26 protein-coding genes are annotated in these 26,915 nt (G+C 50.9%); 11 read left to right on the top strand and 15 right to left on the bottom strand.

From position 1 onward, the window contains the following. Window positions 1–30: 30 nt before the first annotated feature. Both OGX91_RS09080 and xanP read right to left on the bottom strand, forming a co-directional pair. On the bottom strand, window positions 31–1,740 hold the full coding sequence (locus tag OGX91_RS09080; RefSeq protein ID WP_286626016.1) for an AsmA family protein: 1,710 nt from the start codon (window positions 1,738–1,740) through the stop codon (window positions 31–33). A gap of 121 nt (window positions 1,741–1,861) precedes the next feature. Further along, window positions 1,862–3,253, bottom strand: a complete 1,392-nt coding sequence (xanP, locus tag OGX91_RS09075; RefSeq protein ID WP_005122594.1) for a xanthine/proton symporter XanP — start codon at window positions 3,251–3,253, stop codon at window positions 1,862–1,864. Window positions 3,254–3,478: 225 nt separating this feature from the next. Between xanP and gltS the strand changes: the two genes are divergently transcribed. Continuing rightward, entirely contained in the window at window positions 3,479–4,684 is a 1,206-nt protein-coding gene (gene gltS, locus OGX91_RS09070) for a sodium/glutamate symporter (RefSeq protein ID WP_005122595.1), read from the top strand. A gap of 39 nt (window positions 4,685–4,723) precedes the next feature. On the opposite strand, the gene recG is transcribed toward gltS, so the two are convergent. From recG to gmk, 5 genes are read right to left on the bottom strand one after another with little or no spacing between them, the layout of a single operon-like run. Further along, window positions 4,724–6,805: an ATP-dependent DNA helicase RecG gene (gene recG, locus OGX91_RS09065; protein WP_040231563.1), complete on the bottom strand. Its 2,082-nt coding sequence runs from the start codon at window positions 6,803–6,805 to the stop codon at window positions 4,724–4,726. Window positions 6,806–6,810: 5 nt separating this feature from the next. After that, entirely contained in the window at window positions 6,811–7,500 is a 690-nt protein-coding gene (gene trmH, locus OGX91_RS09060; RefSeq protein WP_005122597.1) for a tRNA (guanosine(18)-2'-O)-methyltransferase TrmH, read from the bottom strand. A gap of 10 nt (window positions 7,501–7,510) precedes the next feature. After that, window positions 7,511–9,625, bottom strand: coding sequence for a bifunctional GTP diphosphokinase/guanosine-3',5'-bis pyrophosphate 3'-pyrophosphohydrolase (gene spoT / locus OGX91_RS09055; RefSeq protein WP_005122599.1), 2,115 nt, complete (start codon window positions 9,623–9,625; stop codon window positions 7,511–7,513). 18 nt (window positions 9,626–9,643) lie between these two features. After that, complete coding sequence (gene rpoZ / locus OGX91_RS09050) at window positions 9,644–9,919, bottom strand: DNA-directed RNA polymerase subunit omega (RefSeq protein ID WP_000135058.1); 276 nt, start codon at window positions 9,917–9,919, stop codon at window positions 9,644–9,646. A gap of 54 nt (window positions 9,920–9,973) precedes the next feature. Then, window positions 9,974–10,597 carry a guanylate kinase gene (gene gmk, locus OGX91_RS09045; protein ID WP_005122601.1) on the bottom strand — a complete coding sequence of 208 codons (624 nt, stop codon included), beginning with the start codon at window positions 10,595–10,597 and terminating at the stop codon, window positions 9,974–9,976. A gap of 261 nt (window positions 10,598–10,858) precedes the next feature. Between gmk and ligB the strand changes: the two genes are divergently transcribed. After that, window positions 10,859–12,538, top strand: coding sequence for an NAD-dependent DNA ligase LigB (gene ligB, locus OGX91_RS09040; RefSeq protein ID WP_149691880.1), 1,680 nt, complete (start codon window positions 10,859–10,861; stop codon window positions 12,536–12,538). Here the strand turns inward: ligB and OGX91_RS09035 are convergent. Further along, a complete protein-coding gene (locus OGX91_RS09035; RefSeq protein ID WP_003024049.1) occupies window positions 12,535–13,152 on the bottom strand; it encodes a trimeric intracellular cation channel family protein in 618 nt (205 codons plus the stop codon). The two genes, ligB and OGX91_RS09035, sit on opposite strands and share 4 nt — an antisense overlap. A gap of 442 nt (window positions 13,153–13,594) precedes the next feature. On the opposite strand from OGX91_RS09035, the gene OGX91_RS09030 reads away from it, so the two are divergent. Both OGX91_RS09030 and OGX91_RS09025 read left to right on the top strand, forming a co-directional pair. Beyond that, entirely contained in the window at window positions 13,595–14,266 is a 672-nt protein-coding gene (locus OGX91_RS09030; protein ID WP_286626008.1) for a hypothetical protein, read from the top strand. 13 nt (window positions 14,267–14,279) lie between these two features. Further along, window positions 14,280–14,720 carry a hypothetical protein gene (locus OGX91_RS09025; protein ID WP_040231568.1) on the top strand — a complete coding sequence of 147 codons (441 nt, stop codon included), beginning with the start codon at window positions 14,280–14,282 and terminating at the stop codon, window positions 14,718–14,720. 101 nt (window positions 14,721–14,821) lie between these two features. Here the strand turns inward: OGX91_RS09025 and OGX91_RS09020 are convergent, their stop codons facing one another. Next, the gene (locus OGX91_RS09020; RefSeq protein WP_286626006.1) at window positions 14,822–15,685 is read right to left on the bottom strand and encodes a YicC/YloC family endoribonuclease; all 864 of its coding nucleotides are present in this window, start codon (window positions 15,683–15,685) and stop codon (window positions 14,822–14,824) included. A gap of 125 nt (window positions 15,686–15,810) precedes the next feature. Here OGX91_RS09020 and rph point away from each other — a divergent pair, with 125 nt between their 5' ends. Then, window positions 15,811–16,527 (top strand): ribonuclease PH, encoded by a 717-nt coding sequence (rph, locus tag OGX91_RS09015; protein WP_003024054.1) that lies wholly within the window; start codon window positions 15,811–15,813, stop codon window positions 16,525–16,527. 65 nt (window positions 16,528–16,592) lie between these two features. Then, window positions 16,593–17,234 carry an orotate phosphoribosyltransferase gene (gene pyrE / locus OGX91_RS09010; RefSeq protein ID WP_149691877.1) on the top strand — a complete coding sequence of 214 codons (642 nt, stop codon included), beginning with the start codon at window positions 16,593–16,595 and terminating at the stop codon, window positions 17,232–17,234. A gap of 77 nt (window positions 17,235–17,311) precedes the next feature. Here pyrE and slmA read toward each other — a convergent pair whose 3' ends face one another. From slmA to coaBC, 3 genes are all read right to left on the bottom strand, one after another. Next, window positions 17,312–17,908 (bottom strand): nucleoid occlusion factor SlmA, encoded by a 597-nt coding sequence (gene slmA / locus OGX91_RS09005; protein WP_003827257.1) that lies wholly within the window; start codon window positions 17,906–17,908, stop codon window positions 17,312–17,314. A gap of 116 nt (window positions 17,909–18,024) precedes the next feature. Next, window positions 18,025–18,483: a dUTP diphosphatase gene (gene dut / locus OGX91_RS09000; protein WP_040231570.1), complete on the bottom strand. Its 459-nt coding sequence runs from the start codon at window positions 18,481–18,483 to the stop codon at window positions 18,025–18,027. After that, the gene (gene coaBC / locus OGX91_RS08995; RefSeq protein ID WP_286626044.1) at window positions 18,461–19,681 is read right to left on the bottom strand and encodes a bifunctional phosphopantothenoylcysteine decarboxylase/phosphopantothenate--cysteine ligase CoaBC; all 1,221 of its coding nucleotides are present in this window, start codon (window positions 19,679–19,681) and stop codon (window positions 18,461–18,463) included. The genes dut and coaBC overlap by 23 nt, the downstream gene beginning before the upstream one ends. A 172-nt stretch (window positions 19,682–19,853) precedes the next feature. On the opposite strand from coaBC, the gene radC reads away from it, so the two are divergent. The 4 genes from radC to mutM all read left to right on the top strand — a co-directional run bounded on the left by radC (window position 19,854) and on the right by mutM (window position 22,072). Continuing rightward, a complete protein-coding gene (gene radC, locus OGX91_RS08990; RefSeq protein ID WP_005122612.1) occupies window positions 19,854–20,519 on the top strand; it encodes a RadC family protein in 666 nt (221 codons plus the stop codon). Between the two features lie 218 nt (window positions 20,520–20,737). Continuing rightward, window positions 20,738–20,974, top strand: coding sequence for a 50S ribosomal protein L28 (rpmB, locus tag OGX91_RS08985; protein WP_002436699.1), 237 nt, complete (start codon window positions 20,738–20,740; stop codon window positions 20,972–20,974). A 22-nt stretch (window positions 20,975–20,996) separates the two neighbouring features. Beyond that, entirely contained in the window at window positions 20,997–21,164 is a 168-nt protein-coding gene (gene rpmG, locus OGX91_RS08980; protein ID WP_003024094.1) for a 50S ribosomal protein L33, read from the top strand. A 98-nt stretch (window positions 21,165–21,262) separates the two neighbouring features. After that, window positions 21,263–22,072 (top strand): bifunctional DNA-formamidopyrimidine glycosylase/DNA-(apurinic or apyrimidinic site) lyase, encoded by an 810-nt coding sequence (gene mutM / locus OGX91_RS08975; RefSeq protein WP_005122614.1) that lies wholly within the window; start codon window positions 21,263–21,265, stop codon window positions 22,070–22,072. Window positions 22,073–22,120: 48 nt separating this feature from the next. Here mutM and coaD read toward each other — a convergent pair whose 3' ends face one another. The 3 genes from coaD to OGX91_RS08960 all read right to left on the bottom strand — a co-directional run bounded on the left by coaD (window position 22,121) and on the right by OGX91_RS08960 (window position 25,122). Beyond that, window positions 22,121–22,600, bottom strand: coding sequence for a pantetheine-phosphate adenylyltransferase (gene coaD / locus OGX91_RS08970; protein WP_005122615.1), 480 nt, complete (start codon window positions 22,598–22,600; stop codon window positions 22,121–22,123). Between the two features lie 8 nt (window positions 22,601–22,608). Then, the gene (gene waaA, locus OGX91_RS08965; protein WP_199947370.1) at window positions 22,609–23,886 is read right to left on the bottom strand and encodes a lipid IV(A) 3-deoxy-D-manno-octulosonic acid transferase; all 1,278 of its coding nucleotides are present in this window, start codon (window positions 23,884–23,886) and stop codon (window positions 22,609–22,611) included. A 246-nt stretch (window positions 23,887–24,132) separates the two neighbouring features. Beyond that, complete coding sequence (locus OGX91_RS08960) at window positions 24,133–25,122, bottom strand: glycosyltransferase (protein WP_286626000.1); 990 nt, start codon at window positions 25,120–25,122, stop codon at window positions 24,133–24,135. A gap of 311 nt (window positions 25,123–25,433) precedes the next feature. Between OGX91_RS08960 and OGX91_RS08955 the strand changes: the two genes are divergently transcribed. Next, window positions 25,434–26,684 carry an O-antigen ligase family protein gene (locus tag OGX91_RS08955; protein ID WP_199947372.1) on the top strand — a complete coding sequence of 417 codons (1,251 nt, stop codon included), beginning with the start codon at window positions 25,434–25,436 and terminating at the stop codon, window positions 26,682–26,684. Window positions 26,685–26,915: the final 231 nt, after the last annotated feature.

Raw genomic sequence — 26,915 nt, 5'->3', positions numbered from 1 at the left:
CCGGTAAGCGAAGCGCCACCGGGCAATAAATCATTGCGCAGGTGGTGGTGTTGTGACTTCACTCCCCGAAACCACGCCCGCCTGCATGGTCTGCGTGACCTGCTGTTTCTCCGCGTTCACCGCATGCAGTTGGCCTCTGACCGTTGGCTTGAGCGGCGCATCGGCCTGAATATTGCCGCTGGCGGTAAGCTGAATATTACCGTCGCCGGAAAGCGGCAGTGCGGGCCATCCCCATTGTTGCAGAATCGTCATTGGCACGCCGCGCCCGTTCAGGCTGATCTGAGCCTGGCGCTGAGGCAACTGCGAAATGCTGGCGGTGGCCTCCAGCAGTCCTTTTTCCGTATAGGCACTCAGTTCGCTGATATTGATGGTGCTGTTGTTCGCCGTCAGCGCCAACGAAGGGCGACGCACGTCGGTGCGGTTGAACGTGGCGGCAGCGGCGTTGAGGGTGGCGCTACCGCTCCAGATCCCCCACTGATTGTTTTGCACCAACCCGAGGTTGGCACCGTAGCCGTCCAGCGCGGTGAGCTGCCATGGGAAGTCCGGATCGATATCAATTACCAGATTGCGGCTGGCGCTGAATTTCTTCAGCGTCAGGCTGTTTAGCCAGGTGGGCAGGGGTTTCATCCACAGCTGTTTCCAGTTTTCTGGCAGCGTATATTCCAGGCCGGCGATGGCGGCATCATCGAGGACCAGCGCTTTGTTGTTGCGCAGCCAGTTACCCGACGTTCTGACCATACCGCCTTCCCAGCGAGTGGTGAACTGGCGTAGCGCAATGCCCTGCGGTGAGAATTCAGCGTTCAGAATCGGATCGAAGAAGTGCAGCGAGCCGTAGATAAACTCGCTGGCGTTCATCGACAATTTTCCTTCCTGAGTTTGCCAGTCATCCTTGCTGAAGGTCATGTTGCGCAAGCTCAGATCGAGATCCGTAACCGCCCAGTCAGGGCCTTGCAGACGGGCATCCGTCACTTCCAGACGACCAATTTGCAGGGAAGGAATGGTACTTAACGGGGCAAAAAAATCGGCCAACGATTTGTCGCTTTGCAGCCGAATATCGTTCAGGCGCAGATTCTCCACCACCCAGCTACCGTCGGCATTGCGCTGCGCTACACCGGTTAATGCCCCACGCGCCACGTCCGCGCCAATATTGCTTAGCGTCACCCGGTCATGGTCGATGCTGCCTTCAATCAATACGTTGGTGGTCGGGACATCGTTCAGCGTCAACGAACTGGCGCTGAGCTGAATTTGCGCTTTGCTGCCGAGAATTTTGCCCGCCTCAGGGCTCCAGGGCATGACGCCGCCGTTAACGCGCTGCGCGCTCAGGGCCCATTCGCTGCCGGGGCTGTTAAGCGCCATATCCTGCAACTGCAGGCGATCGGCCTGGAAAGGCAACGGCGCGGTTTGCTGCGACAAATTCAGCGTACCGTTTTGCAACAAAATGGTGTCAACATGCAGCGGGTCGGTGATTTGGCGGCTGCTGAGTCCAATATCGACCGTTTTAGCGACCAGCGTCGCGGGCTGACCATCCCGGCCAAAGGTGACGTTTTCCAGCAGAATATGGGAAGGGGAAGAAAACCGGTGATCGATGGCATCAAAGGCCAGATGGTAGCTGCTGTTCTGTGAAACCCAGGCGCTGACGTGCTCTGCGCCCCAGCGGGTTTGCAGTAGAAAATAAAGGCCGAGGATCGCCACTGCACAGGCGATCAGCACGTAAAGAAGCAGCTTTCCAATAAATTTCATGGTCTTCCATCCCGCGAAGTGCACATAGTCAAGTTATGCACGATTTACGCGCAATGCTCAAGGCGGGAATGGTGAAAGAGCGTTACAGCGGCGTTGATTCAGAATCAACGCCGCATTTCGCTTACGCTTTCTCTGGCGGGAAAATCAGGTTCAGAACAATAGCGGTAATACCGCCAGCAGCAATGCCGGAAGAGAGCAGGTTTTTCACCCAGTCCGGGGCGAACTGCAGGATCAACGGCTGCTGGGAGACGCCGAGACCAACAGCCAGCGACAGCGCGATAATCAGAATCGCGCGACGGTTCAGCGGCTCACGGGACACAATACGCACACCGGATGCGGCGATAGTACCGAACATTACCAGCGTTGCCCCGCCCAGTACCGGCTCAGGAATATGCTGTACGAAACCGCTGACCGCCGGGAACAGACCCAGCGCAATCAGCATCAGCGCCACCACAAAACCAACATAGCGGCTGGCAACGCCGGTTAACTGAATAACCCCGTTGTTCTGACCAAAACAGGAGTTAGGGAAGGTATTGAACACGGCAGAAACAAATGAGTTCAGACCGTTCGCCAGCACGCCGCCTTTCAGACGTTTCATATACAGCGGGCCAGAGACGGGTTGCTCGGAGACATCGGAAGTAGCGGTAATATCACCGATGGTTTCCAGCGAGGTGATCATAAAGACCAGCATCAGCGGTAACAGTAAGCTCCAGTCAATACCCAGGCCATAATACAGCGGCGTTGGCACCATCAGCAGGTCCTGACTTACCGGCGCGGTATTTTGCGGCAGCATATCCATAAACCAGGCCAGCAGGTAACCCGCCGCCATTGCAATCACCAGTGACGCAACGCGCAGGTACGGGTTGCGCTGGCGGTTAAGCAGGATAATCAGCGCCAGTACGACGCCTGCCAGCATTAAATTCTTCGGTGCGCCAAAGGTGTTGTCGCTCATTGCGGCATAGCCGCCGCCAATCGATGTCAAACCCACCTGAATCAGCGACAGGCCGATAATCATCACCACCACGCCTGAGACCAATGGGGTAATGATCCGCCGCGCCAGATGCAGTACGCGTGAGATAACCATCTCAGTGCAGCTGGCCAGCATCAGCGTACCGAACAGCGCCGCCATCATGGTTGGAACATCTGCGCCACCGGTTTTTAGCGCCGTACCACCCATAATCAGTGGCGCAACAAAGTTAAAGCTGGTGCCCTGAATGGATAACAGCCCTGAGCCGACCGGCCCCCAGGCTTTGATCTGAATGATAGAAGCCACGCCGGAAGCGAACAGCGACATACTGATAATGTGTTGAGTATCCTGAGCCGGTAAGCCGAGCGCCTGGCAAATTAACAGAGCAGGGGTGATTACCGCGACGAACATGGCCAGCAGGTGTTGACAGGCGGCAAACAGGGTCTGGGCTAGCGGGGGGCGATCTTCAAGACGGTAAATCAGTTCACTGTTGTGAGTCTGCGCAACCGGTTGCGCATTTGTTGACTCTACGGCGTTAACGGACATCAGAGGCAATCCCATGGTGGAAAAGCGGTGATTTTATCTGACCAGGGCAGAAAAGCAAACGTTTGCCAGTAGGTATTCTTAATATTTAAAACGGATAAACAAACATTTTTATATAACCTTTCATCATTTTCTGCTTAAAATCCACCCCGAAAACTCAATAAGAGCTAAAAATCGGTCTGGAAAGCATCGTGCGTGATTGTGCTAAACGCACTAATGGAGCTGTAAATGTTTTATCTCGATACGTTATCAACACTGGTTGCGGCAACCCTTGTGTTGCTGCTGGGACGTAAGCTCATCCAGTCTGTTTCCTTCCTGAAAAAATACACGATTCCTGAACCTGTCGCTGGCGGATTGCTGGTGGCGATTGCGCTGCTGGTGCTGAAAAAAAGCATGGGCTGGGAAGTGAACTTCGACATGACCCTGCGCGATCCGTTGATGCTGGCATTCTTCGCCACCATCGGCCTGAACGCCAATATCGCCAGCCTGCGCGCCGGTGGCCGCGTGGTGGGTATTTTTCTGATTGTGGTTGTTGGCCTGCTGCTGATGCAAAACGCCATCGGGATCGGTATGGCAACCTTGCTGGGCCTGGATCCGCTGATGGGTCTGATCGCCGGTTCAATAACCCTCTCTGGCGGACACGGAACCGGGGCCGCGTGGAGCAAGCTGTTTATTGAACGTTATGGCTTCACCAATGCGACTGAAGTGGCGATGGCTTGCGCAACGTTTGGTTTGGTGCTGGGCGGACTAATTGGCGGCCCGGTAGCGCGCTATCTGGTTAAACACTCCACCACGCCGGACGGTATGCCGGACGATCAGGCCGTGCCGACCGCGTTTGAAAAGCCGGACGTCGGGCGCATGATCACGTCGCTGGTGCTGATTGAAACTATTGCGCTGATCGCTATCTGCCTGACGGTGGGGAAAATCGTTGCGCAAATGCTGGTCGGAACGGTGCTGGAACTGCCGACCTTTGTCTGCGTGCTGTTTGTTGGGGTGATCCTCAGTAACGGTCTGGCATTACTGGGCTTTTACCGGGTGTTCGAGCGTGCGGTTTCGGTGCTGGGTAACGTGAGTTTGTCGTTGTTCCTGGCGATGGCGCTGATGAGCCTGAAGTTGTGGGAGCTGGCTTCTCTGGCTCTGCCGATGCTGGCAATTCTGGTTGTGCAGACTATTTTCATGGCGCTGTACGCGATATTCGTCACCTGGCGCATGATGGGTAAGAACTACGATGCCGCCGTACTGGCAGCCGGGCATTGCGGGTTTGGCCTCGGCGCGACGCCGACGGCGATTGCCAACATGCAGGCGATTACCGAACGCTTTGGGCCATCCCATATGGCGTTTCTGGTGGTGCCGATGGTGGGGGCGTTCTTTATCGATATCGTCAACGCGCTGGTGATTAAGCTGTATCTGCTGTTGCCGATTTTCGCGCAATAACGGCTGTGCGGCGGAGTCATGTCCGCCGCGATTAATTCACTATGCGTTGGAATAGCGCTCGGTTTCCGGCATCCAGCGCTCAATCAGCGCCACCGCCTGTTGCGGGTAACGTTCGTGAATATGGCGGGCAATGCGCTGAACTTCCGGAATAATTGCCTGATCGCGCAACAGATCCGCTACTTTGAATTCCGCCGTTCCGGTCTGGCGAGTACCTAACAGCTCGCCGGGGCCGCGGATCTCCAAATCTTTTTGTGCAATCACAAACCCGTCGTTGCTGTCGCGCAGAACCTGCAGGCGTTTTTGCGCTGTTTTTGACAGTGGTGATTTGTACAACAGGACGCAGTGGGAGGCTACCGCGCCACGACCGACGCGGCCGCGCAACTGGTGTAACTGTGCTAAACCCAAACGCTCCGGGTTTTCAATAATCATCAGGCTGGCGTTTGGCACGTCCACACCCACTTCAATTACCGTGGTGGCAACCAGCAGATGCAGTTCACCCTGCTTAAAGGCCGCCATTACTGACTGCTTCTCGGCGGGCTTCATACGGCCGTGTACCAGGCCAATATTGAGTTCTGGCAGCGCAATTTTAAGCTCTTCCCACGTTGCTTCTGCTGCCTGAGCTTCTAACAGATCAGACTCTTCAATCAGCGTACAGACCCAGTATGCCTGGCGCGCTTCGTGGGTACAGGCGTTGCGCACGCGATCAATGATGTCGCTGCGGCGGGTATCCGGAATCGCCACCGTAGTGACCGGCGTACGCCCCGGAGGCAGTTCGTCAATGACTGATGTGTCGAGGTCGGCATAGGCGGTCATCGCCAGCGTGCGCGGGATGGGCGTGGCAGTCATGATGAGCTGGTGCGGATGGAAACCCTGCTGTTGGCCTTTCTCCCACAGCGCCAGGCGCTGATGCACGCCAAAACGATGCTGTTCATCAATGATAACCAGCGCCAGGCCGTTGAACTGTACCTGTTCCTGGAAAATCGCGTGCGTGCCGACAATCATCTGCACCTGACCGCTGGCGATAGCTTCCTGCTGCGCCTGGCGCGCTTTGCCTTTCTGTTTACCTGCCAGCCAGCCCACTTCAACGCCCAGCGGCGCGAACCAGTTACGGAAGTTATTCGCATGCTGCTCAGCCAGTAGTTCGGTGGGGGCCATCAGCGCAACTTGCTTGCCATGTGCAATTGCCCGTAGAGCAGCAAGTGCTGCAACCAGCGTTTTACCGGAGCCGACATCGCCCTGCACGAGGCGCATCATCGGGACATCCAGCGCCATATCATGTTCGATCTCAGCGGTAACGCGGGCCTGTGCGCCGGTCGGTTTAAACGGTAGCGCCGCCAGCAGCTTATCTTTCAGCGCATTGTTTGCGCTCAGCGGCTGGGCATGAAAACGCTGGGCTCCGGCGCGTAACGCCAGCATGCTGAGGTTATGCGCCAGCAGTTCTTCCAGAATGAGACGTCGCTGCGCCGGATGCTGGCCGGTTTCCAGATCGCTCAACTGCAGTGACGGCGGTGGGCGGTGCAACGTGCGCAGGGCTTCCGGCAGGCTCATCATGCCCTGCAACAGCTCTGGCGGCAGCAGTTCGGCAATGGCACAGGTATCGAGCAGGTCCAGCGCCTGATCGGTCAGCTTGCGCAGCGTGGCCTGCTTCACGCCTTCGGTAGTCGGATAAACAGGGGTAAGCGTTTCCTGTAATTCCGGCGTGCTGAGATCGCCCTGCACACGGTATTCCGGGTGGATCATCTCTGCACCGTATTTCCCGCGTTTGGCTTCACCGTAGGCCAGCACCCGGCGACCGGTGGCGAGACTGTTTTTCATCGCTGCGCTGAAATTGAAAAAGCGCATGGTGAGAATGCCGGAGCCATCGCTGATCTGACAGGTCATCATCCGGCGACCGCCGAAGGTGATATTGCAATTCAGCACTTCGCCTTCAACGGTGGCATAGACGCCCGGCAGCAGTTCGCCAATTGGGTACAGATGGGTACGGTCTTCGTAACGCAGAGGGAGGTGGAGCAGGAGGTCCTGCACGGTGTGCAGGCCAATTTTCGCCAGTTTACTGCTTTGCGCTGCGCCAACGCCGGTCAGAGAGTTGAGTGGGATGGCATCCAGTAAACGGCCTTTCATCGCGTTTATCTCGCAGATTGCATAGTGGCCCACCACGTTGCATCGGCTTCGATTTCGCCCTGCGTGTTTACGTGAGGGTAGGAAAGGCCTTTGCGCTTAGCGACATTCGCCAGCACCGGATAACCGCCTTCAAACAGCAAACGCTGCTGCTCATCTTGCGGCAGCATACTGTTTTCTCGGCGGTACATGCCGGCGTTTTGCCGCTGGCGCTGTGCCTCGTACAGAATCAGCGCCGAGGCGACCGAAACGTTCAGCGATTGCACCATGCCAGTCATGGGAATGATGATGTCCTGATCCGCCAGAGCCAACGCTTCCTGAGTAATGCCGGTTTTTTCCTGACCCATCAGGATGCAGGTGGGGCGAGTGTAATCAATCTCGCGAAAATCCACGGCTTTATCTGACAGATGGGTTGCCAGCACCTGCATGCCCCGGTTTTTTAAATGTGTGACCGCATCGCTAATGGTGCGGTGAGTTTTAACCTGTACCCAACTGTTACTGCCTGCGGCAGAAGAGGCCATGGTGCGCATACGGCTACCCGGCCAGACGGCGTGGACTTCATGCACGCCGACCGCATCTGCAGTACGAATGATAGCGGAAACGTTATGAGGCTTGTGGACCTCTTCCATGCAGACGGTCAGATCGGGCTGACGACGTGCGAGCATTTCGCGGATACGTGCATAGCGCTGTTCATTCATAAAACTTGTTCTAGTTACGGTTACGGGTGACTTTGATCACGTCCGGCATGACGCGGATTTTGCGCATGATATTCGCCAGGTGCACACGGTCGCGGGCGGTCAGGCGAATAAAGGCGCTATAGACGCGGCCATCTTTCTCTTCCGTATTCAGACTTTGAATATTGGAGGTAGTCGTGTTAATTGCCGCCGTCAGGTTCGCCAGAGCACCCTGGTGGTTAAACATATCCACCTTAATCTCGGTGATGAACTCCTGCTCCGTCTCTTTATCCCATTCCACCGCCATAAACTTCTCAGGCTCTTTCTGGTAGCCACGAATGTTACGGCAGGATTCATGGTGAATCACCAGACCTTTACCCGGGCTGACGTGGGCAATGATGGGATCGCCTGGAATCGGACGACAGCATTTCGCGAAGGTGATCAGCACACCGTCTGCGCCTTTGATCGGCAGATGACCATGGCCAGATTGTGCCGGTACGTTCGCTGTTGCTTCGCCCTGCTGGAGGTTTTTCGCTACCACCACGCTCATGGCGTTACCCAGACCGATTTCTGCGAGCAGATCGTCAAGCGTGGCGAGCTTCATGCGCTCAAGCTCACGCTGGATGCTCTCTGGCGGGATCTCAGCCAGTTTACGGCTACCGCCCAGGGCATGGTTGAGCAGTCGACGACCCAGACTGACGGAATCATCGCGCTTGAGGTTTTTCAGCAGTTGGCGAATCTTGGCGCGCGCTTTCGAACTGACGACGAAGTTAAGCCATGCCGCATTCGGACGTGCGCCCGGCGCGGTAATGATTTCAACGGTCTGACCGCTAAACAGCGGTTGTGAAAGCGGGTAAGGCTGTCTGTCGACACGTGCGCCGACGCAGGCGTGACCGATATCGGTATGCACGGCGTAGGCGAAGTCGACAGGCGTTGCACCGGCGGGCAGTTCGACAATGCGCCCTTCCGGTGTGAAAACATAAATCTCATCCGGGAAGAGATCAGATTTGACGCTTTCAATAAATTCAAACGAGCTACCGGCGCTCTGCTGCAGTTCCAGCAGGCTTTGCATCCAGCGCTGAGCGCGGATTTGTGCGGTGGTGCTGCTTTCGCCGCCGTGCTCTTTGTAAGCCCAGTGCGCCGCCACACCCATTTCTGCCATCTGATCCATGTCTTCAGTACGAATTTGTACTTCAACCGGAACGCCATGAGGGCCGATCATTGAGGTGTGCAAAGACTGATATCCGTTCGCTTTTGGAATGGCGATATAGTCTTTCACGCGACCAGGACGCGGTTTGTACAGGCTATGCATCTGGCCGAGTACGCGATAGCAGGTATCGGAATCATGAACAATGACGCGAAAAGCGTAGATATCCATGATGGAGTGAAAACGCTGCTCTTTGAGCACCATTTTGCAGTAGATAGAGTACAGGTGCTTCTCGCGCCCGCTCACGCGACACGGAATGCCTGCCTCCTGCAAACGCCCTTCGATTTCCGAGAGGATTTTTTGGATCATCTCTTTGCGGTTGCCGCGAGCGGCTTTAACCACTTCTTTAATCACGCGATAGCGGTTCGGGTACAGCGCTTCAAAGCCCAGCTCTTCCAGCTCGGTTTTAATGTGATGAATACCTAAACGGTGTGCCAGCGGACTATAGATTTCGAGGGTTTCACGGGCGATGCGGCGACGCTTGTCCGGGCGTAATGAGCCCAGCGTGCGCATATTATGGGTACGGTCAGCTAGTTTGATGAGAATGACGCGGATATCCTGCACCATCGCCATAATCATCTTGCGAAAGTTTTCGGCTTGCGCCTCTTTCTTATCGCGAAACTTAAGCTTATCAAGCTTCGATACCCCTTCTACCAGCTCTGCAACGCTTTTACCAAAAAGCTGTTCCATGTCCTGATAGGTGGCTGGGGTATCTTCAATCACGTCATGCAGCAGCGCAGCCATCAGCGTTTCATAGTCGAGTTTCATCTCGGCCAGAATGCAGGCTACCGCTACCGGGTGCGTGATATAGGGTTCACCGCTTGAACGTGTCTGGCCCTCGTGAGCGTCACGTGCAACGAGATACGCCTGCCGAAGACGCTTAATCTGGTCTTCCGGCAGGTAGTGTTGAATCAGTTGATTCAGGCTTTCAAACAGATACAAGGGCGACCCGCTTTGTGATTAACGACGACCTTCAGCAATAGCGGTAACAGCTTGTAATTCAGCGGCTTCCTGCTCTTGCTGTTCCTGGCGCTCACGCACGTCGAGGATCTGGTTGTTGATCAGACCTTCTTCGATTTCGCGCAGCGCGATAACGGTAGTTTTATCGTTTTCTTCCGGTACGAGCGGATCCTTTCCGCCTACCTGCATCTGACGAGCGCGACGCGCGGCGACCAGTACCAGGTCAAAACGGTTACCAATTTTCTCTACAGCGTCCTGAACAGTTACGCGTGCCATACTTAAAATGCTCCACAGGTGAAGAAATGACTGGGCATGATACTGAATGTGGGTTCAGTCTGCCAACAGTTTGCTGATTAAAGCGTCATGACGCTGCTTTTGGCGGCTCATGCGCAGACGTTCGGCGCGAATGATCGTTTTCAAATCGCCCAGGGCAGTATCGAAGTCATCATTCACAATCAGATAATCATATTCGGCGTAATGGCTCATTTCTGCAACAGCTTGCGCCATACGTTTTGCGATAACTTCTTCGCTATCCTGACCACGGCCACGCAGGCGGCGGTCCAGCTCAATCTTAGAAGGTGGCAAAATAAAAATACTGCGTGCATGCGGCATTTTTTCACGAATTTGCTGCGCACCTTGCCAGTCGATATCTAAAAAGACATCGACGCCCGATGCCAGTACTTGCTCAATTGCCTCACGCGAGGTGCCGTAGTAATTGCCAAATACCTCAGCGTGTTCCAGGAACGCATCTCTGCCAATCATGGTTCTGAATTCATCATGGTTCACAAAGAAATAGTGTTCACCGTGCACTTCCCCCGGGCGCGGCGCGCGCGTGGTGTGCGAAACAGAAACCTGGGTGTCATACAACGGTTGGGTCTTTAATAAAGCCTGAATCAGGCTGGATTTACCCGCGCCACTGGGGGCAGAAACAATATAAAGCGTGCCTTGAGCCATGAGTATCTTAATGTATGTGATTGTCGAAAGAGAGCCTACATACGGGCTTATTATACACGTAGCCGCTTTGCTACGTAGCCTTTGTCACACTTTTTGCGCATGTTTATTGCGTTTTGCGTACCAGTTTCCTGTTTTATCCACGATTTGCAGCAATTTGTGCAAATGTCAGGAATGGTGCTCGCAGGATGAGTTTTTACCGCTCTGTTTCCTTTTCACTTCGCGCTATATCTGCCGGGAAACACAGTGTTCAGCGGAGGTAGCATGAGGTTATGGAAAGGCATAGGGGTGATTTTGCTAATGGGATATCTACCCGCCTGGGCGGTTTGCCCCGTCTGGTCGCCTGCCCGGGCAAATGAGGAAATTTCGCGACTACAGCAGCAGATAACACAGTGGAATGACAGTTACTGGAAACAGGGTGAAAGTGCCGTAGACGACGGCGTTTATGACCAACTCAATGCGCAACTCATCCAATGGCAACGTTGTTTTGTCGATGAAGCCCCACCCGATCTGTCTGCGCCCCCAATAAGTGGCACAGTTTCGCACCCTGTTCCCCACACGGGAGTTCGAAAACTTGCCGATAAGCAAGCGCTCCAGCAATGGATGCAGGCCCGTAGCGATCTCTGGGTGCAGCCGAAGGTGGACGGCGTGGCGGTCACGCTGGTTTATCGCAACGGCAATCTGATACAGGCGATTAGCCGTGGTAACGGCCTGAAAGGTGAAGACTGGACGCAAAAGGTTCTTCAGATCCCTTCCGTACCCCATATTACCGAGGGACAGCTCGCTAACAGTACTCTGCAGGGTGAGATATTTTTGCAGCAGGAAGGGCATATCCAACAGCAGAGAGGGGGAATGAACGCCCGTTCAAAGGTTGCTGGAATGATGATGCGGCAGAACACGCCGGAGTTATTACGCTCTCTGAACATATTTATCTGGGCCTGGCCTGATGGTCCGGCGGTCATGTCGGAAAGGTTGGAGCAACTCACTGCTGCCGGGTTCAGTTTTGCGCAGCGCTATACTCAGGCCGTGAAGAATGCGGACGACGTAGAGCAGGCCCGTGCCAGGTGGTGGACTTCGGCGCTCCCTTTTGTGACGGATGGTGTCGTGGTGCGATCGGGGAAAGAACCGCAGGCGCGATACTGGCTCCCTGGACAGGGAGACTGGCTGGCAGCGTGGAAATATCCTCCGGTGGCTCAGGTATCAGAGGTTACAGATATTCAGTTTTCAGTTGGTAAAAGTGGGAAAATTGCCGTTGTTGCTATGTTGAAGCCCGTCATGCTGGATGATAAGCGGGTGCAGCGCGTCAATATTGGCTCTGTCCGACGCTGGAATGAATGGGATATCGCGCCTGGCGATCAGATTCTGATAAGCCTCGCCGGACAAGGGATCCCCCGTATAGATGAGGTGGTGTGGCGCAGTACCCAGCGTATTAAGCCAACGCCACCTGAGGGGCGCTTCAATTCATTAACCTGTTTTTATGCTACCCCGGAGTGTTATGAGCAGTTTGTCGCAAGGCTGGTCTGGCTGGGCGCCAAAGAGGTATTGGGGCTGGAGGGCATCGGCGAGGCGGGATGGCGGGAGCTCCATCAGGCGTATCGCTTTGAGCATATCTTTTCCTGGCTTGGGCTAACTCAGGAACAACTACAGTCCACATTTGGTGTAAGCAAAGGGGAGAAGTTATGGCATCAGTTCAACCTGTCACGCGATCTTCCGTTCACGCGCTGGCTGATTGCTATGGGAATACCGATAACACAGGCTACGTTGAATGCCAGTCGGGATGGTTCATGGCTGCAGTTACACGAGCGTAGTGAACAAAGCTGGCGGCAGCTTCCTTTTATGGGGGAGCGGCGGGCTCGGCAGGTGATGCAGTGGCTGGAGGAGCGAGAGGTCACAGTGCTGAGCAACTGGTTAGCTGCTCAGAGGATCACGGGCTTTATGCCTTAATGCCCTTCATGGCGATAGTAAAATACCGGCAGTCCTAACTTCAGGCGCAGTGCCAGTAAACGTGCTGTAAAGCCGAAAAGCAGGGTGGAGATAACTACGACATCGTGGCTGGAGACATAATGCTGTAGCACGATGTACAGCACGGCAGCGGCAAATGATACGCCGGCATACAATTCTTTCTGGAACACCAGCGGGATGCGTTTGCAGAACATATCGCGTAATACACCGCCAAAGACACCAGTGGTAACCGCAGCGACCACGGCAATAATTGGCCCGTGTCCCATATCCAGCGCCACCTGAGCGCCAATAATAGAAAAGACCACCAGGCCCAGCGCATCCAGTACGAGGAATATTTTACGCAGATAGGGCATGACGGGGGCAATAATGGTGGTCAGTACCGCAGCAGTCGCCACGATAATGACGTATTCAGGGTGCTTTACCCAGCCGAGCGGATAATGCCCGAGAAGAATATCGCGTACCGAACCACCGCCAATGGCCGTCGCGGTAGCAATAATAATGACGCCAAATGTATCCATACGACGACGACCTGCCGCAAGTGCACCCGTCATGGCTTCGGCAGTAATACCAATTAAGTATAAAACGTGTAACAGCATGTATTCCCCCTGATTTGCTGGGGGCTAAGGTTAACGATTTGTGCGCACTGTCACGATTGAGATTTTCTAAGGTGAAGTGATTCTAATAACTACAGCTAATGCTTGTTTGAAGAAAATGCCATATGTTGTGCGCATAACGATATTAGTGATGGTGATAAGTGATGAGAAAATATAATGCGTAGTGAGAGGTTATAAACATGCCCATCGGAAAAGCACGTAGCGCCGCCGTTTACTGGCGAGCCGCGTATGATATTTCAACAAAACTATCCCCCCGACCATTGGACAAGTTGACACTCCAGAAGCCATTAGAGAAGTCATCCTAAGTAAACTCTGATATTCAGCGGCCTCTATTCTGAAAAATGCCCCCCTCAGCTATCGCTTCTATGCGTGTAGACACATTTACAGCAAAATCTTCAGCATTTAGTCAGTCGGAGTGATAGACATGAGCGTAAGAGAGGAAATTCAGGATGGCAGAGAGGCTGGAAATTTAAGAAGTGGGATAACCTACACCGAAGTTTTGGGGTGGATAGATATGGGACATGCTCGAGGAGATGATGTCAGAAAGTTACTCTCGGATATGCACCAAGGCGAGCATTCAGGAAAGGATTATTACGATGTAAAATACACTCAAAGTATGGGAAGAGGAGGGCTCACAATTGGGAAGTTCATCAGATGGAGAATTAGAAAAGGGCGAAGTTTATTTGAACGATATAGTATAGCGCTTTCCATGATGATGGCGCTTGCTCATCGTTTTGAAGGTTTACAGTCAAATTTCCCCTTTTATCTTTACACCGACAGCGGTTTCAGTGGTGAGGATTTAGTATCCGATTTGCTGGGGTTCTACCGCGTAGTCTCATATAGTAACCCATTCCCGCTATTGCAGCCCGTCAGCAAAGAGGAAGCCCTCAGACGTTGGGATTATTATGGTCCAATCGGTTCTTTTAAAAACACCTCATTCCAACCGATTTTATTTCCCGATCCGATGAAATCAGCTTTAGCTCTTCCTGTAAAAGGTGTTTTACCCTCATTCATGAGAACAGTGATACCTTACAGCGACTTTAGTTCTGGTAACGTTAAAATAGTTTCCAGAGATGGAACGGTCGTTAACTGGTAAAAAAGGGAAACATATGAAACAGGCAGTCATAATAGTGCTGATGATAATAGCTATATGCAGTTCTTATTTCTGTCCTAATATTAAAATGAGACTTGCTGGTAACGCACAATATACAGAGTTTGATAAAGACAAATATGATTATTATACTCCTCAAGTTTTAAAAAAAATGCCGAGAATATCCCAAGTGTATGACTTTAATTATACGAACATTTCTGGTCCTAAGGCTGATGTATGGAGTGTGACGTTCCATGATACCAGTAATACGGGGAGGATTAGTAAATATCTCTCAATGGCGGGCTATGAAAAACAGGTAAAATGCGATGTTGAGGCGGAATGCTGGCGTCTCAGGGGCTCCGATGAAGTACTGACAGTCGTGAATATGAACAGCAGTAATGCTGTTCGGATTGATATTCTGAAGAGTATTTATAACGACAAATATATGCCAGATAAATAAGTATTCAATTTTATATAAGTCAGCACTTACTGGCGGTACGGATAGCCTGCATTGAGCAGGCTATCTAGTACGTTACGATAGCATAGGGATGATATTCAAAATTACTCGATATTCTGAATTTGCTCGCGCATTTGCTCGATCAATACCTTCAGTTCAATCGCGGAATTAGTCACCTCGGCATTGATAGACTTCGATGCCAGAGTATTCGACTCACGGTTGAATTCCTGCATCATGAAGTCCAGACGACGGCCAACCGCCTCTTTTTTCTTCAGAATGTTGTAGGTTTCTTTGACGTGAGCTTCCAGGCGATCCAGTTCTTCAGCCACGTCGATACGCTGTGCCATCAGCACCAGCTCTTGCTCAAGGCGGTTATTTTCCAGCTGCACCTGAGCATCTTCCAGTTTGGCGACCAGACGCTCGCGCTGCCATTGCAGGATTTCCGGCATATGTGCGCGCACTTTGGTGACTTCAGCGCTGACGCCTTCCAGACGCTGCTCGATCAGCGCTTTTAGCGCCTGACCTTCGGTTTCACGCGCGACGACGAAGTCATCCAGCGTACCGTCAAGCGCGGCGAGGATTTCGGCGGCAATGGAGTCCAGATCTTGCTCCTGGGCTGCCATTACGCCAGGCCAACGCAGGATATCAACCGGGTTAATTTCACCTTCATCACTCTGCATTTTGACCCAGTTAGCAGCGCTAACGAGCTGTTTAGCGAGTTTTTCATTCAGAATCAGCTCGCCTTGTGCACTGGCATCAGGCTCAAAACGCAGCGTACATTCGACTTTACCGCGCGTCAGACGCGTGCGAATACGCTCGCGAACCACGGGTTCGAGACTACGGAACTGCTCCGGCAGGCGAAAATAAGTTTCCAGATAACGCTGGTTTACCGAGCGCATTTCCCAGGTAGCGCTACCCCATTCACCCTTGATTTCACGCCGGGCGTAAGCGGTCATGCTGCGGATCATAGACGTTCCTGTTTTTAAAGATGAGATGGGAGGATTATAGCCATCCACGTCTTGTCAGGATAGGAATAACAGTCGGAAGTCCGTATAATGCGCAGCCACATTCGTTTCAAGCCGGAGATTTTATCATGCGTCCAGCAGGTCGTAGTGCCAATCAGGTGCGTCCCGTCACCCTGACCCGTAATTATACAAAACACGCTGAAGGCTCCGTGCTGGTCGAATTTGGTGATACCAAAGTGTTGTGCACCGCGTCTATTGATGAAGGTGTTCCGCGTTTCCTGAAAGGTCAGGGCCAGGGTTGGATCACCGCAGAATATGGCATGCTGCCACGCGCCACACACACCCGTAACGCGCGTGAAGCGGCAAAAGGTAAGCAGGGCGGTCGTACTATGGAAATCCAGCGTCTGATCGCTCGCGCGTTGCGCGCCGCTGTTGATCTGAAGACGCTAGGCGAGTTCACCATTACGCTGGACTGCGATGTTATCCAGGCAGACGGTGGTACGCGCACCGCATCAATTACCGGTGCATGTGTTGCGTTAGCTGATGCGCTGAACAAGCTGGTCGCGAGCGGTAAACTGAAAACTAACCCGATGAAAGGGATGGTCGCGGCGGTCTCCGTAGGTATTGTGAATGGCGAAGCACTTTGCGACCTCGAATACGTTGAAGATTCTGCCGCAGAGACCGACATGAACGTGGTGATGACCGAAGACGGTCGCATTATTGAAGTGCAAGGTACGGCAGAAGGTGAGCCGTTCAGCCACGAAGAGCTACTCACCCTACTGGCATTGGCCCGAGGGGGAATCGAATCCATTGTAGCGACGCAGAAGGCGGCGTTAGAAAATTGATTTTAAAGGCGACTGATGAGTCGCCTTTTTTTTGTCTGTAATAAAGTGAGATGAGGAGCGAATCCATGAAACCGTATCAGCGCCAGTTTATTGAGTTTGCGCTTAGCAAGCAGGTACTAAAGTTTGGCCAGTTTACGCTGAAATCCGGGCGTAAAAGCCCCTATTTCTTCAACGCCGGACTGTTTAATACCGGGCGCGACCTGGCTCTGTTAGGCCGTTTTTACGCCGAAGCGCTGGTGGATTCCGGTATTGAGTTCGATTTGCTGTTTGGCCCAGCGTACAAAGGTATTCCGATTGCGACTACAACGGCCGTTGCGCTGGCTGAACACCACGATAAAGATTTGCCGTACTGCTTTAACCGTAAAGAGGCGAAGACCCACGGTGAAGGTGGCAATCTGGTCGGTAGCGCACTTGAGGGGCGTGTCATGCTGGTGGATGACGTGATCACTGCCGGTACTGCGATTCGTGAATCCATGGAGATAATCCAGGCAAATGGCGCGACGTTGGCAGGGGTACTCATTTCTCTCGATCGTCAGGAACGCGGTCGCGGCGAGATTTCAGCGATTCAGGAAGTGGAACGCGATTATGGTTGCAAGGTGATTTCTATCATTACCCTGAAAGATCTGATTGCCTATCTGGAAGAAAAACCTGAAATGGCAGAACACCTGGCCGCAGTACGGGCGTATCGCGAAGAGTTTGGGGTTTAATCGCTTTTGAATTGCCCGGTGGCGCTAAGCTTACCGGGCCTACGGGTTGCGCAGGCCTGATAAGGTGGACGGCTGTGTTACTGCAATTGAGCGGCAACTAACGGCCAGCGGGTGTCAAAATCATCCGTTGGGCGGTATTTAAATTCGCTACGTACAAACCGGGATAGCATACCTTCGCAGAAAGCCAGTAACTGGCTGGCCAGCAGCGTTTCATCCACGGTGTAGCCTTCACCTTCACGCATTCTTTTTTCTCGTAGAACCTGGCGCAACTGCGCTTCAATGCGCTCAAAAAGTTGGTTAATGCGGCCTTGCAGACGGTCTTGCTCGAACATCAACGCGTGTCCGGTCAGAATTCGCGTCAGGCCGGGATTACGTTCACCGAACCCTAAAATCAACAGAACGATTAGACGCAAGCGCGCGTTAGTGTCCTTTTCATCTTTCAAAATCAGATTGATACGGGTAATCAGACTATCTTCGATAAACTCAATCAGGCTATCGAACATGCGAGTCTTGCTGGGAAAATGGCGATACAATGCCGCTTCGGATACGCCCACAGAGGCTGCCAGTTTTGCTGTCGTGATACGCTGGCTTCCATCACTGGATTCCAGCATCAGCGCCAGAGACTGAAGTATTTCTTCGCGACGATTCCTTTTCGCAGTTTGCTTTTCTACCATGTTACAAAATACCCCTGAAAATAAGCTCTTGCCAGGCAGGCATCCACACAGCGACCGCAAACGACTGTTTGCGGTATGTTATTGCGTTATTACGCTGTGGGATACTTTTCTGCGGGTTACTTGCGCCCGGAATGGCCGAAGCCACCTTCGCCACGATCGGTGGCTTCAAACTCTTCCACCAGATTAAATTCAGCCTGCACGACCGGTACAAATACCATCTGCGCGATACGTTCGCCTGGCTCAATAGTGAAGCTGTCCTGACCACGGTTCCAGATGGATACCATCAGTTGGCCCTGGTAGTCGGAATCAATCAAACCGACCAGATTGCCCAGTACGATACCGTGCTTATGGCCCAACCCGGAGCGCGGGAGCATCACCGCCGCCAGAGAAGGATCGGCGATATGGATGGCTAACCCGGTAGGCACCAGCGTTGTTGCGCCTGGCGCCAGTTCTACGGCATCCTCAAGACAAGCACGCAGGTCAAGTCCGGCAGAACCAGAGGTGGCGTACGTCGGGAGCGGAAATTGTTGCCCTACGCGCGGGTCCAGAATCTTAACGTCGATTTTTTTCATCATAACGGGTCACGATCTCGTCGAGTAATAATTGGCCCAGGAGTTCTTTGCGCTCAAGCGGTAAGACTTTATCTCCATCCTGCCAAAAAAGGTGTAATGCGTTGCTGTCACTGTTAAATCCTTGAGTAGACAGCGAAACGTCGTTCGCACAAATCACATCAAGGTTTTTGCGGAGGCGTTTTTGTCGGGCATATTCTTCCACATTATTTGTTTCGGCGGCAAACCCAACGACAAAAGGCCGGTTAGCATCCAGTGCGGCAACGCCGGCAATAATATCCGGGTTTTTGACCATTTTTACTGTTAATTCATCGCCCTGCGTCGCCTGCTTTTTGATTTTCTCATGGGCGACAGTTTCAGCGCGGTAATCAGCGACTGCGGCGCAGCCGATAAAAATATGCTGTTGTTGCACCGCAGATTGCACGGCGGCTTCCATTTCCAGCGCGGTCATCACATCAACGCGCTGGACAAATGGCGGCGTGGGCAACGAAACCGGACCTGATACCAGCGTGACGTTTGCCCCGCGTTTTGCTGCAGCGGCCGCGATAGCAAATCCCATCTTCCCGGAGCTATGGTTGGAAATATATCGCACGGGATCAAGTGGTTCACGCGTCGGACCCGCCGTAATCATGATGTTGAGATGTTGCAGATCTTTGACAGGTGAAAAATGTTCTGCCGCCATATCCACAATTGTTAAGGGATCCAGCATACGGCCAGGACCGACATCGCCACATGCCTGGCTACCGCTGTCAGGGCCCCAAATGAGCAAACCGCGCGAGGCAAGAATGCCCAGATTGTGCTGGGTAGCGGCAGCGCGGTACATCTGCTGGTTCATGGCCGGCAGCACGGCAACAGACGCGGGTGTTGCCAGACAAATCGTAGAGACCAGATCGTTGGCCATCCCGGCGGCAACGCGAGCAATCAGGTCTGCCGTCGCAGGGGCCAGGATAACCAAATCGGCCCATTTCCCCAGCTCAATGTGACCCATCGCGGCTTCGGCAGCGGGGTCAAGCAGGCTGTCGGAAACGGGGTAACCCGAAACTGCCTGTAAGCTCAGAGGAGTAATAAACGCTTTTGCCGCCTCAGTCATTGCCACGCGAACATCAGCGCCGCGTTCCCGTAAACGACGCACCAGCTCAGGGGTTTTGTACGCAGCAATACCGCCACTGACGCCAAGTACGATTTTTTTACCGGCCAGGCTCATCATGATCTTTCCTGTTGGGTTTCACCAGAAGGCGGATATTTTATCACAATCCGCAATGTGTCGTGCTTTTGCCCGCGATCCAGTTTGCGAGGCGCTACGAAGAACTGATAACAGAGCGTCGATTCACCGTTGGCGTTATGCCACTATGCGGACGCGAAAGGAGGGGAAAAGCATGGAAAATACAGGACGTATAATGCCTCGGGAAAAGCTGTTGGCGCAGGGAGCCAGCTCGCTGACCGACGTTGAGCTACTGGCTCTTTTTTTACGCACCGGGATGCTGGGTAAAGATGTGCTGACGCTGGCGAAAGAGATGCTGCAGCATTTTGATTCGCTGTATGGCCTGTTGTCTGCTGATTACATGGAATTCAGCTATGTTCCGGGTATCGGTATCGCGAAGTATGCGCAGCTGAAGGGGATAGCGGAACTGGCAAGGCGTTACTACAACGTACGGGTGATTGAGGAGCGCGCGATACTTAGCCCGGAAATGGCGCGTGAATTTTTGCAAAGCCAGCTCTCGCAAGAGGAACGCGAGATCTTTTTTGTGATCTTTATGGATTCTCAACATCGCGTGATTAAACACAGTAAACTTTTTTCCGGTACGATTAGCCACGTCGAGGTACATCCGCGAGAAATTGTCCGCGAAGCGATAAAAATGAATGCTTCCGCAGTGATCCTTGCGCATAATCACCCTTCAGGCTGTGCAGAGCCGAGCAAAGCAGATAAACTCATCACCGAGCGTGTTGTGAAATGCTGTCAGTTCATGGATATCCGGGTGCTTGATCATCTGGTCATTGGGCGCGGAGAGTACGTTTCTTTTGCGGAACGCGGTTGGATTTAACGCACTTTACGCGATCCATCGGGATCTTTGTCTGTTCGGGACTTGAGCATAACGCCGGGTCAGCGTATACTACGCCACCTTTGAGAATCTCGGGTTTGGCATTTGGGCCTGGCAATCGAGAGTTCACTTAGAACTATGCGATGACCGGGCTGTAAAGCCTGACGAGGCGCCGATACCCCATACGAAGCTCGAGCTAATTTGATTTTTGGAGAATAGACATGTCCCGAGTCTGCCAAGTTACTGGCAAGCGTCCGGTGACCGGTAACAACCGTTCCCACGCACTGAACGCGACTAAACGCCGTTTCCTGCCGAACCTGCACTCTCACCGTTTCTGGGTTGAGAGCGAGAAGCGTTTTGTCACCCTGCGCGTATCTGCTAAAGGTATGCGTGTAATCGATAAGAAAGGCATCGATACAGTTCTGTCTGAACTGCGTGCCCGTGGCGAAAAGTACTAAGTACTTAAAGAGGAAATAAATCATGGCTAAAGGTATTCGCGAGAAAATCAAGCTGGTTTCTTCTGCTGGTACAGGTCACTTCTACACCACCACGAAGAACAAACGTACTAAGCCGGAAAAACTGGAACTGAAAAAATTCGATCCAGTTGTACGCCAGCACGTACTGTACAAAGAAGCTAAAATCAAATAATTTTAGTTTCGATGTAGCAAAAAACCTCGCTTCGGCGGGGTTTTTTGTTTTCTGGCCGTCCCCATATTAATGAGACCTGATACAGCGCCGGAGATGCTATGCCTGAATTACCTGAAGTCGAAACCAGTCGCCGTGGTATTGAGCCGCATCTGGTAGGGGCGACGATTCTACACGCCACTGTGCGTAATGGTCGTTTGCGCTGGCCAGTATCTGAGGAAATCTATCGCCTGAGCGATAAACCTGTACTGAGCGTACAGCGCCGCGCGAAATACCTGCTGCTGGAACTGGCGGATGGCTGGATTATCATTCATCTGGGGATGTCGGGTAGTCTGCGTATTCTTCCTGAAGAACTTCCCGCAGAAAAGCATGATCACGTCGACTTAGTGATGAGTAATGGCAAAGTCCTACGGTATACCGATCCCCGGCGTTTTGGCGCCTGGCTGTGGACGAAAGAACTGGATGGACATAATGTCCTCGCCCATCTTGGCCCTGAGCCGCTGAGCGACGATTTCAACGCCGCTTATCTCCAGCAGAAATGCGCGAAGAAGAAAACGGCGATAAAACCCTGGCTGATGGATAACAAGCTGGTGGTGGGGGTGGGAAATATCTACGCCAGTGAGTCTCTCTTTGCGGCTGGCATTCATCCTGACCGCCTGGCATCATCGCTGTCGAAAGATGAGTGTGGGCTGCTGGTACGCGTTATTAAGGCTGTATTGCTGCGCTCTATCGAGCAGGGTGGAACGACGCTGAAAGATTTTCTGCAAAGTGACGGTAAGCCAGGCTATTTTGCTCAGGAATTACAGGTTTATGGACGTGAAGGTGAGCCTTGCCGCGTATGCGGAGCGCCAATCGTTGCAACTAAGCACGCTCAGCGAACGACGTTCTACTGCCGTCGCTGTCAGAAATAACATTCATTGCAGGCCGGATAAACATTGTCGGCTTACCCGGCTAAAGCGCTACTTCAGCTTATCCATCAGCGCCTGATGAACATTTTTTGGCAGGAAGTGGGTCACGTCACCCTGGTGGCGGGCGACTTCTTTAACCAGCGATGATGAAATAAACGACCACTCTTTAGAAGGCATCAAAAAGACGCTTTCCAGTTGAGGCATTAAGTGGCGGTTCATGTGCGCCAACTGCATTTCATATTCAAAATCAGCCACGGCACGCAGACCGCGAATCAGGATATTAGCCTGATTATCGCGGGCAAAGTTTGCCATTAAATCGCTAAATCCCATGACGTCTACATTACCAAGATGCGCCGTTGCCTGCTGTGCCAGCTGAACGCGTTCTTCCAGTGTGAACATCGGTTTTTTACTGGGGCTTGCGGCAATTGCCAGGATCACGTGATCAAACATGCTTGTCGCACGCGTCACGATATCGAGGTGGCCGTTAGTAATGGGATCAAAGGTTCCTGGATAAATCGCCCGTTTTTGCATGACAGCCCTCAATGCGTTTTGGGTGGCAGGTAAGGTTCCAGCAGCTGCAGCAGACGCTGTAGCGCGCCCTGATTTTGATACAGTACTTCAACAGCATGGCGACCATAAAAATTACGATAATCTTCATCGGTCAGAAGGGACGAAACCTCTTTCACCAGCGTGGTGACGTCAGCGACGGTGATCAACCCGCTTGCCTGTTCCAGTCGGGCGCAAATGTCTTTGAAGTTAAAGGTATGCGGGCCCATCAATACGGGAATGGCATGTGCCGCTGCTTCCAGTGGGTTGTGTCCACCACGCTCAACCAGAGAGCCACCGACAAAAGCAAGATCGGCAATTCCGTACAGCAGCATCAGCTCACCCATCGTGTCGCCGATAACCACCTGGGTACTTGAGGACGGCACTTCGCCTGAAGAACGTGTGGTAAAGCTTAGACCAGCCTGGCGTACGAGGTTGATGGCATCCGGGAAGCGCTCAGGATGTCTGGGAACCAGAATCAATAAAAGATTCGGGAACTGGTGTAACAGCGCCTGATGAGCAGCGATGATAATGCTTTCTTCCCCGTCATGCGTGCTGGTCGCAATCCATACCGGGCGATGCGGTGCCCACTGGCGTCGCAACGTAACCGCTTTAGCGGCCAGCTGTGGGGTGACAGAAATATCAAACTTCAGGCTGCCGGTGACGGTGACCTGATTGCTTCTGGCACCCAATGTAATGAAGCGAGCACCATCTTCTTCGTTTTGTGCAGCAATCAGCGTAATGCGGCGTAATAGCCTGCTAACAAATTTCCCTAATTTAGCGTAGCCAGCGGCTGAACGAGCAGAAAGGCGCGCGTTGGCTATGACCAACGGGATGTGGCGCTTATGCAGTGCAGCGATCAGATTTGGCCAGAGCTCGGTTTCCATAATTAACACCAGTTTGGGGTCAACTTTATTCAGGAAACGGTTCAACGCATCCGGTAAATCATAGGGAAGATAGATATGTTGAACGTCTGTGCCAAAAGCAGATTGCACGCGCTCAGAACCGGTTGGCGTCATGGTGGTTACCGTGATCGGCAAATCCGGGTAACGATGTCGCAGAGCGCGGACTAAGGGGATTGCTGCCAGCGTTTCACCTACGGAAACTGAATGGAGCATGATGCCGCCTGGTTTCAGTGGGCGGCGATAAAAACCGTAACGTTCACCCCAGCGTTTACGGTACGCCGGAGCTTTACGTCCGCGCACCCAAAGCCGTATCCAGATTAGAGGCTGAATAAGGTAGAAAAGGGCGGTGTAAAGCAATTCAAGCATAATAGTAGCTGGCTTATGGATGTGCTGGGGATTCTATGTATTTAACTATGGCTTTACCATCATTTTTGCTGATTTTTTGAGGAAACTGTACGGATCACGAGAAAGGGGGCCTGAGTTGTGTTGCCCCGCTTGGTAATCTCTGCAGTGGAAGGCTAAAAACGGAATGGTTATGGTCATAAAAACCGATCTCTTTATAGAATATGCCAGAAACATAGCCATTCCTGAAAAGACAATAATATCAATACATTAGCGTTTTTTCTGTGTTTGGTATTTGTTAACTAAATACTTAACATAGAAAATAAAAGCACCGAGGAGATGACCATTGTGTTTTAAATGTGTGCTTTTTCGCGATAGCTGTTTATACGTAGTGGGTGCCAATAAAGGAATATCTTTCCACGGTGAATTATCTCTGGCGATTTTGAAGTATTTGACTTCAGCATAATATTGCGCCCAGTCATGCCAGGGTTTAGTGACGCCGACATAGTGAATGAATACCGTTTGTGATGTGATTTTAAAGGCATCCCCCCCTTTCCTGGCTAACGTATCAATGTTAAAGAATGAATTGAATTTATGGTCAAGAATTTTTACGCGATCATTGAAGAGGACGTTCAACGCATCCTGATCGGGATGTGAGAAACGGTTTTCATTGACCTTTGAAATGACCTGTAGAGTCAAATTAGTATCTTTTAATTCTGGAAGATTAAAATACATGAAGCCTGAGTTGAAGTACAGGTCTGGATTGATACCGGCAACAGCAGACGTATCGACAAAGCTATCATGGACAGCCATTAATACATTGCCATTAAATTCTTCCGTGAGTAACGAGGTAAGGCTTCCTTTACATATAATATCAGAGTCAAGATATATAATGCTGCTGAGTTTATCGGCAAAATAATCGATTGCAATAAGTCTGAAGTAGATCGAATAATTCCATGCCTTAGATGCAGTAGGTAGATTTTTTAATTCATTATCATCCAGTACATAAAACGTAATGCGGGTATTGTATTGGCTTGCCAGGACAGAAAAAAGATGAAGTTGATGTTCATCAAGATAATTAGTGAAAATATGGAAATGGAGGTTCAGATCCCGATTATTTAAAAGTACCGATGTAATTGAAACGCCCGTACCGTAAAGAAAGGGTCTGTCAGCGCCATAGGTAATATTGATGCATGTACTTTTTTTATCGTCATTTCCAATATGTGCATTTTTAATATATTTTACTATATTTTCTTTCACATCCTTTTCCTTTTGATTCTTTCAGAGCGCACGCGTGTTTATGTAAGACAAAATGGCTCTCCTGTCGGCATAGAATAGAACAAACTGTAAAGGAAGGAAAGAGATACTTGGTGACTAAATTTTCTTTATTAATCATTGTGTTATGTGAAAATATTTTTGTGATTAGAATGAAGGTACACCGTGAGAGGAAGAGACTAAAATTAATGGGGGATTTTTACGATGTTATATAATAAGATATGCCCCATAAATCGTGCGAGCGAGTGTTTGTTATTGATTAACAAGGCAATTTGAAGAAGTGAGATTTGAATTTTATGAATCAAGTAAGATACAGTCAAAATAGTAATATCTTGATTTTAAGCAAAGTTGTATTGGTTTTAATGATTTTTGGGTTATTTACGATAGATAATCAAGGGGTGCTAAATATGACCTCTGTGCTCGCTGTAGTTTTATCTATTTACTATATTAAAGCCAATAAAATAGATATTAAAAATATTGTGCTTGATCTCATACAGAAGAGAAAGTTATTGTTACTCTTCACGTTGTGGTGTGTTTTTTGTATTGTGTTTTTCACCTATGAAGATAAATCTCTTGATGCCTTTATTATATTGATAAAAGACTGGCGTTACCCGTTAGTGATGATGTTATTTTTTGGAGCATTCAGTAAGCATATAACCTCACTGAGACGGGTCTTTGTCATTGGGGCGATACTTACTCTATCCTATATTGTCTTAGTAGTGCCGATTTTAAGAATTATAAAAAATAACCCGCAGGAACTGTATCTACAGCTTCGCTATGGTTTCGCATTCTATGTTGTTATGCTATTTCCTTTTGTATTAACAGGGGCGATCTTATTCAAGAATCACTTCCTGAAAACAGTATTATATATCATTTCTGCGCTTGCGTTTGTCTTTTTATCATACACCGGGAGTCGGGCAGGGATCTTAGCAGTTGTTGTAGAGATTTTCCTGATTTCATTTCTGGTGAGTAAAACTATCAAGAGATTTATGGCTGCTACCTGTGGCTTGCTATTTATAATGGTTGCTTTGCTTGTCGGGGCCTACAACACTGTGGGTCAGGTAAAAATGAAAGTCGATCAAACTCTGCAAATGAATAACGTCACATCCAGTCGTGATGAAATCATCTTAGACCGTTTCCCTTTAGTAATGGAAAATATAAACAATGCCGCCTTTGGTATTGGATATGGAAATTCTACATACAATCAATATTTAGAGGACCATAATGCGCCGAAAAATGGCGGGGTATATTCTGAGCGGAACAAAGGCTATAATATAGATGAACCATTTTTTATAATAATTCTTTATAATGTTGGGACAATTGGTCTCTTCTTATTTACTGCGGCTTTTTTCATTACATTTAAAGACATATATATTCGAGCCAGAAGCCAAAAAGATATTTTTAGCATTTCATTACTGTGCTCTCTTGTTGGCTATATTCTGGTATATTGTCTATTTGAAAAGATGTTCATAAATGTCTTTTTATTATACAGCATAGCTATCCTGATGTTGTATGACAAAAATGAGTCAGGAAAATTAACGAATTAACATTAAAATGAGCCTATGTAACGTAGTTGAGAATATAGGCTCAATTTTCATAATATGATAAATAGTCTCATATATTGTAAGTATTCATTTTTCTCTAATTCACATAGAAAATTCCCATAGATATCGAATTGTCAAGTGAATAGTGGTATAATATAAGCGATAAAATAAGATGGTGTGATCTGCAGTACACAGGTAGCTGTTGAGCCTGGGGCGGTAGCGTGATTTGAAAAT

The organism is Citrobacter sp. Cpa228 (assembly GCF_030333085.1).
GTDB classification, from domain to species: domain Bacteria; phylum Pseudomonadota; class Gammaproteobacteria; order Enterobacterales; family Enterobacteriaceae; genus Citrobacter; species Citrobacter pasteurii.
The sequence above is the reverse complement of the archived record's forward strand: the minus strand, read 5'-3'. Positions and strand labels throughout refer to the sequence as shown.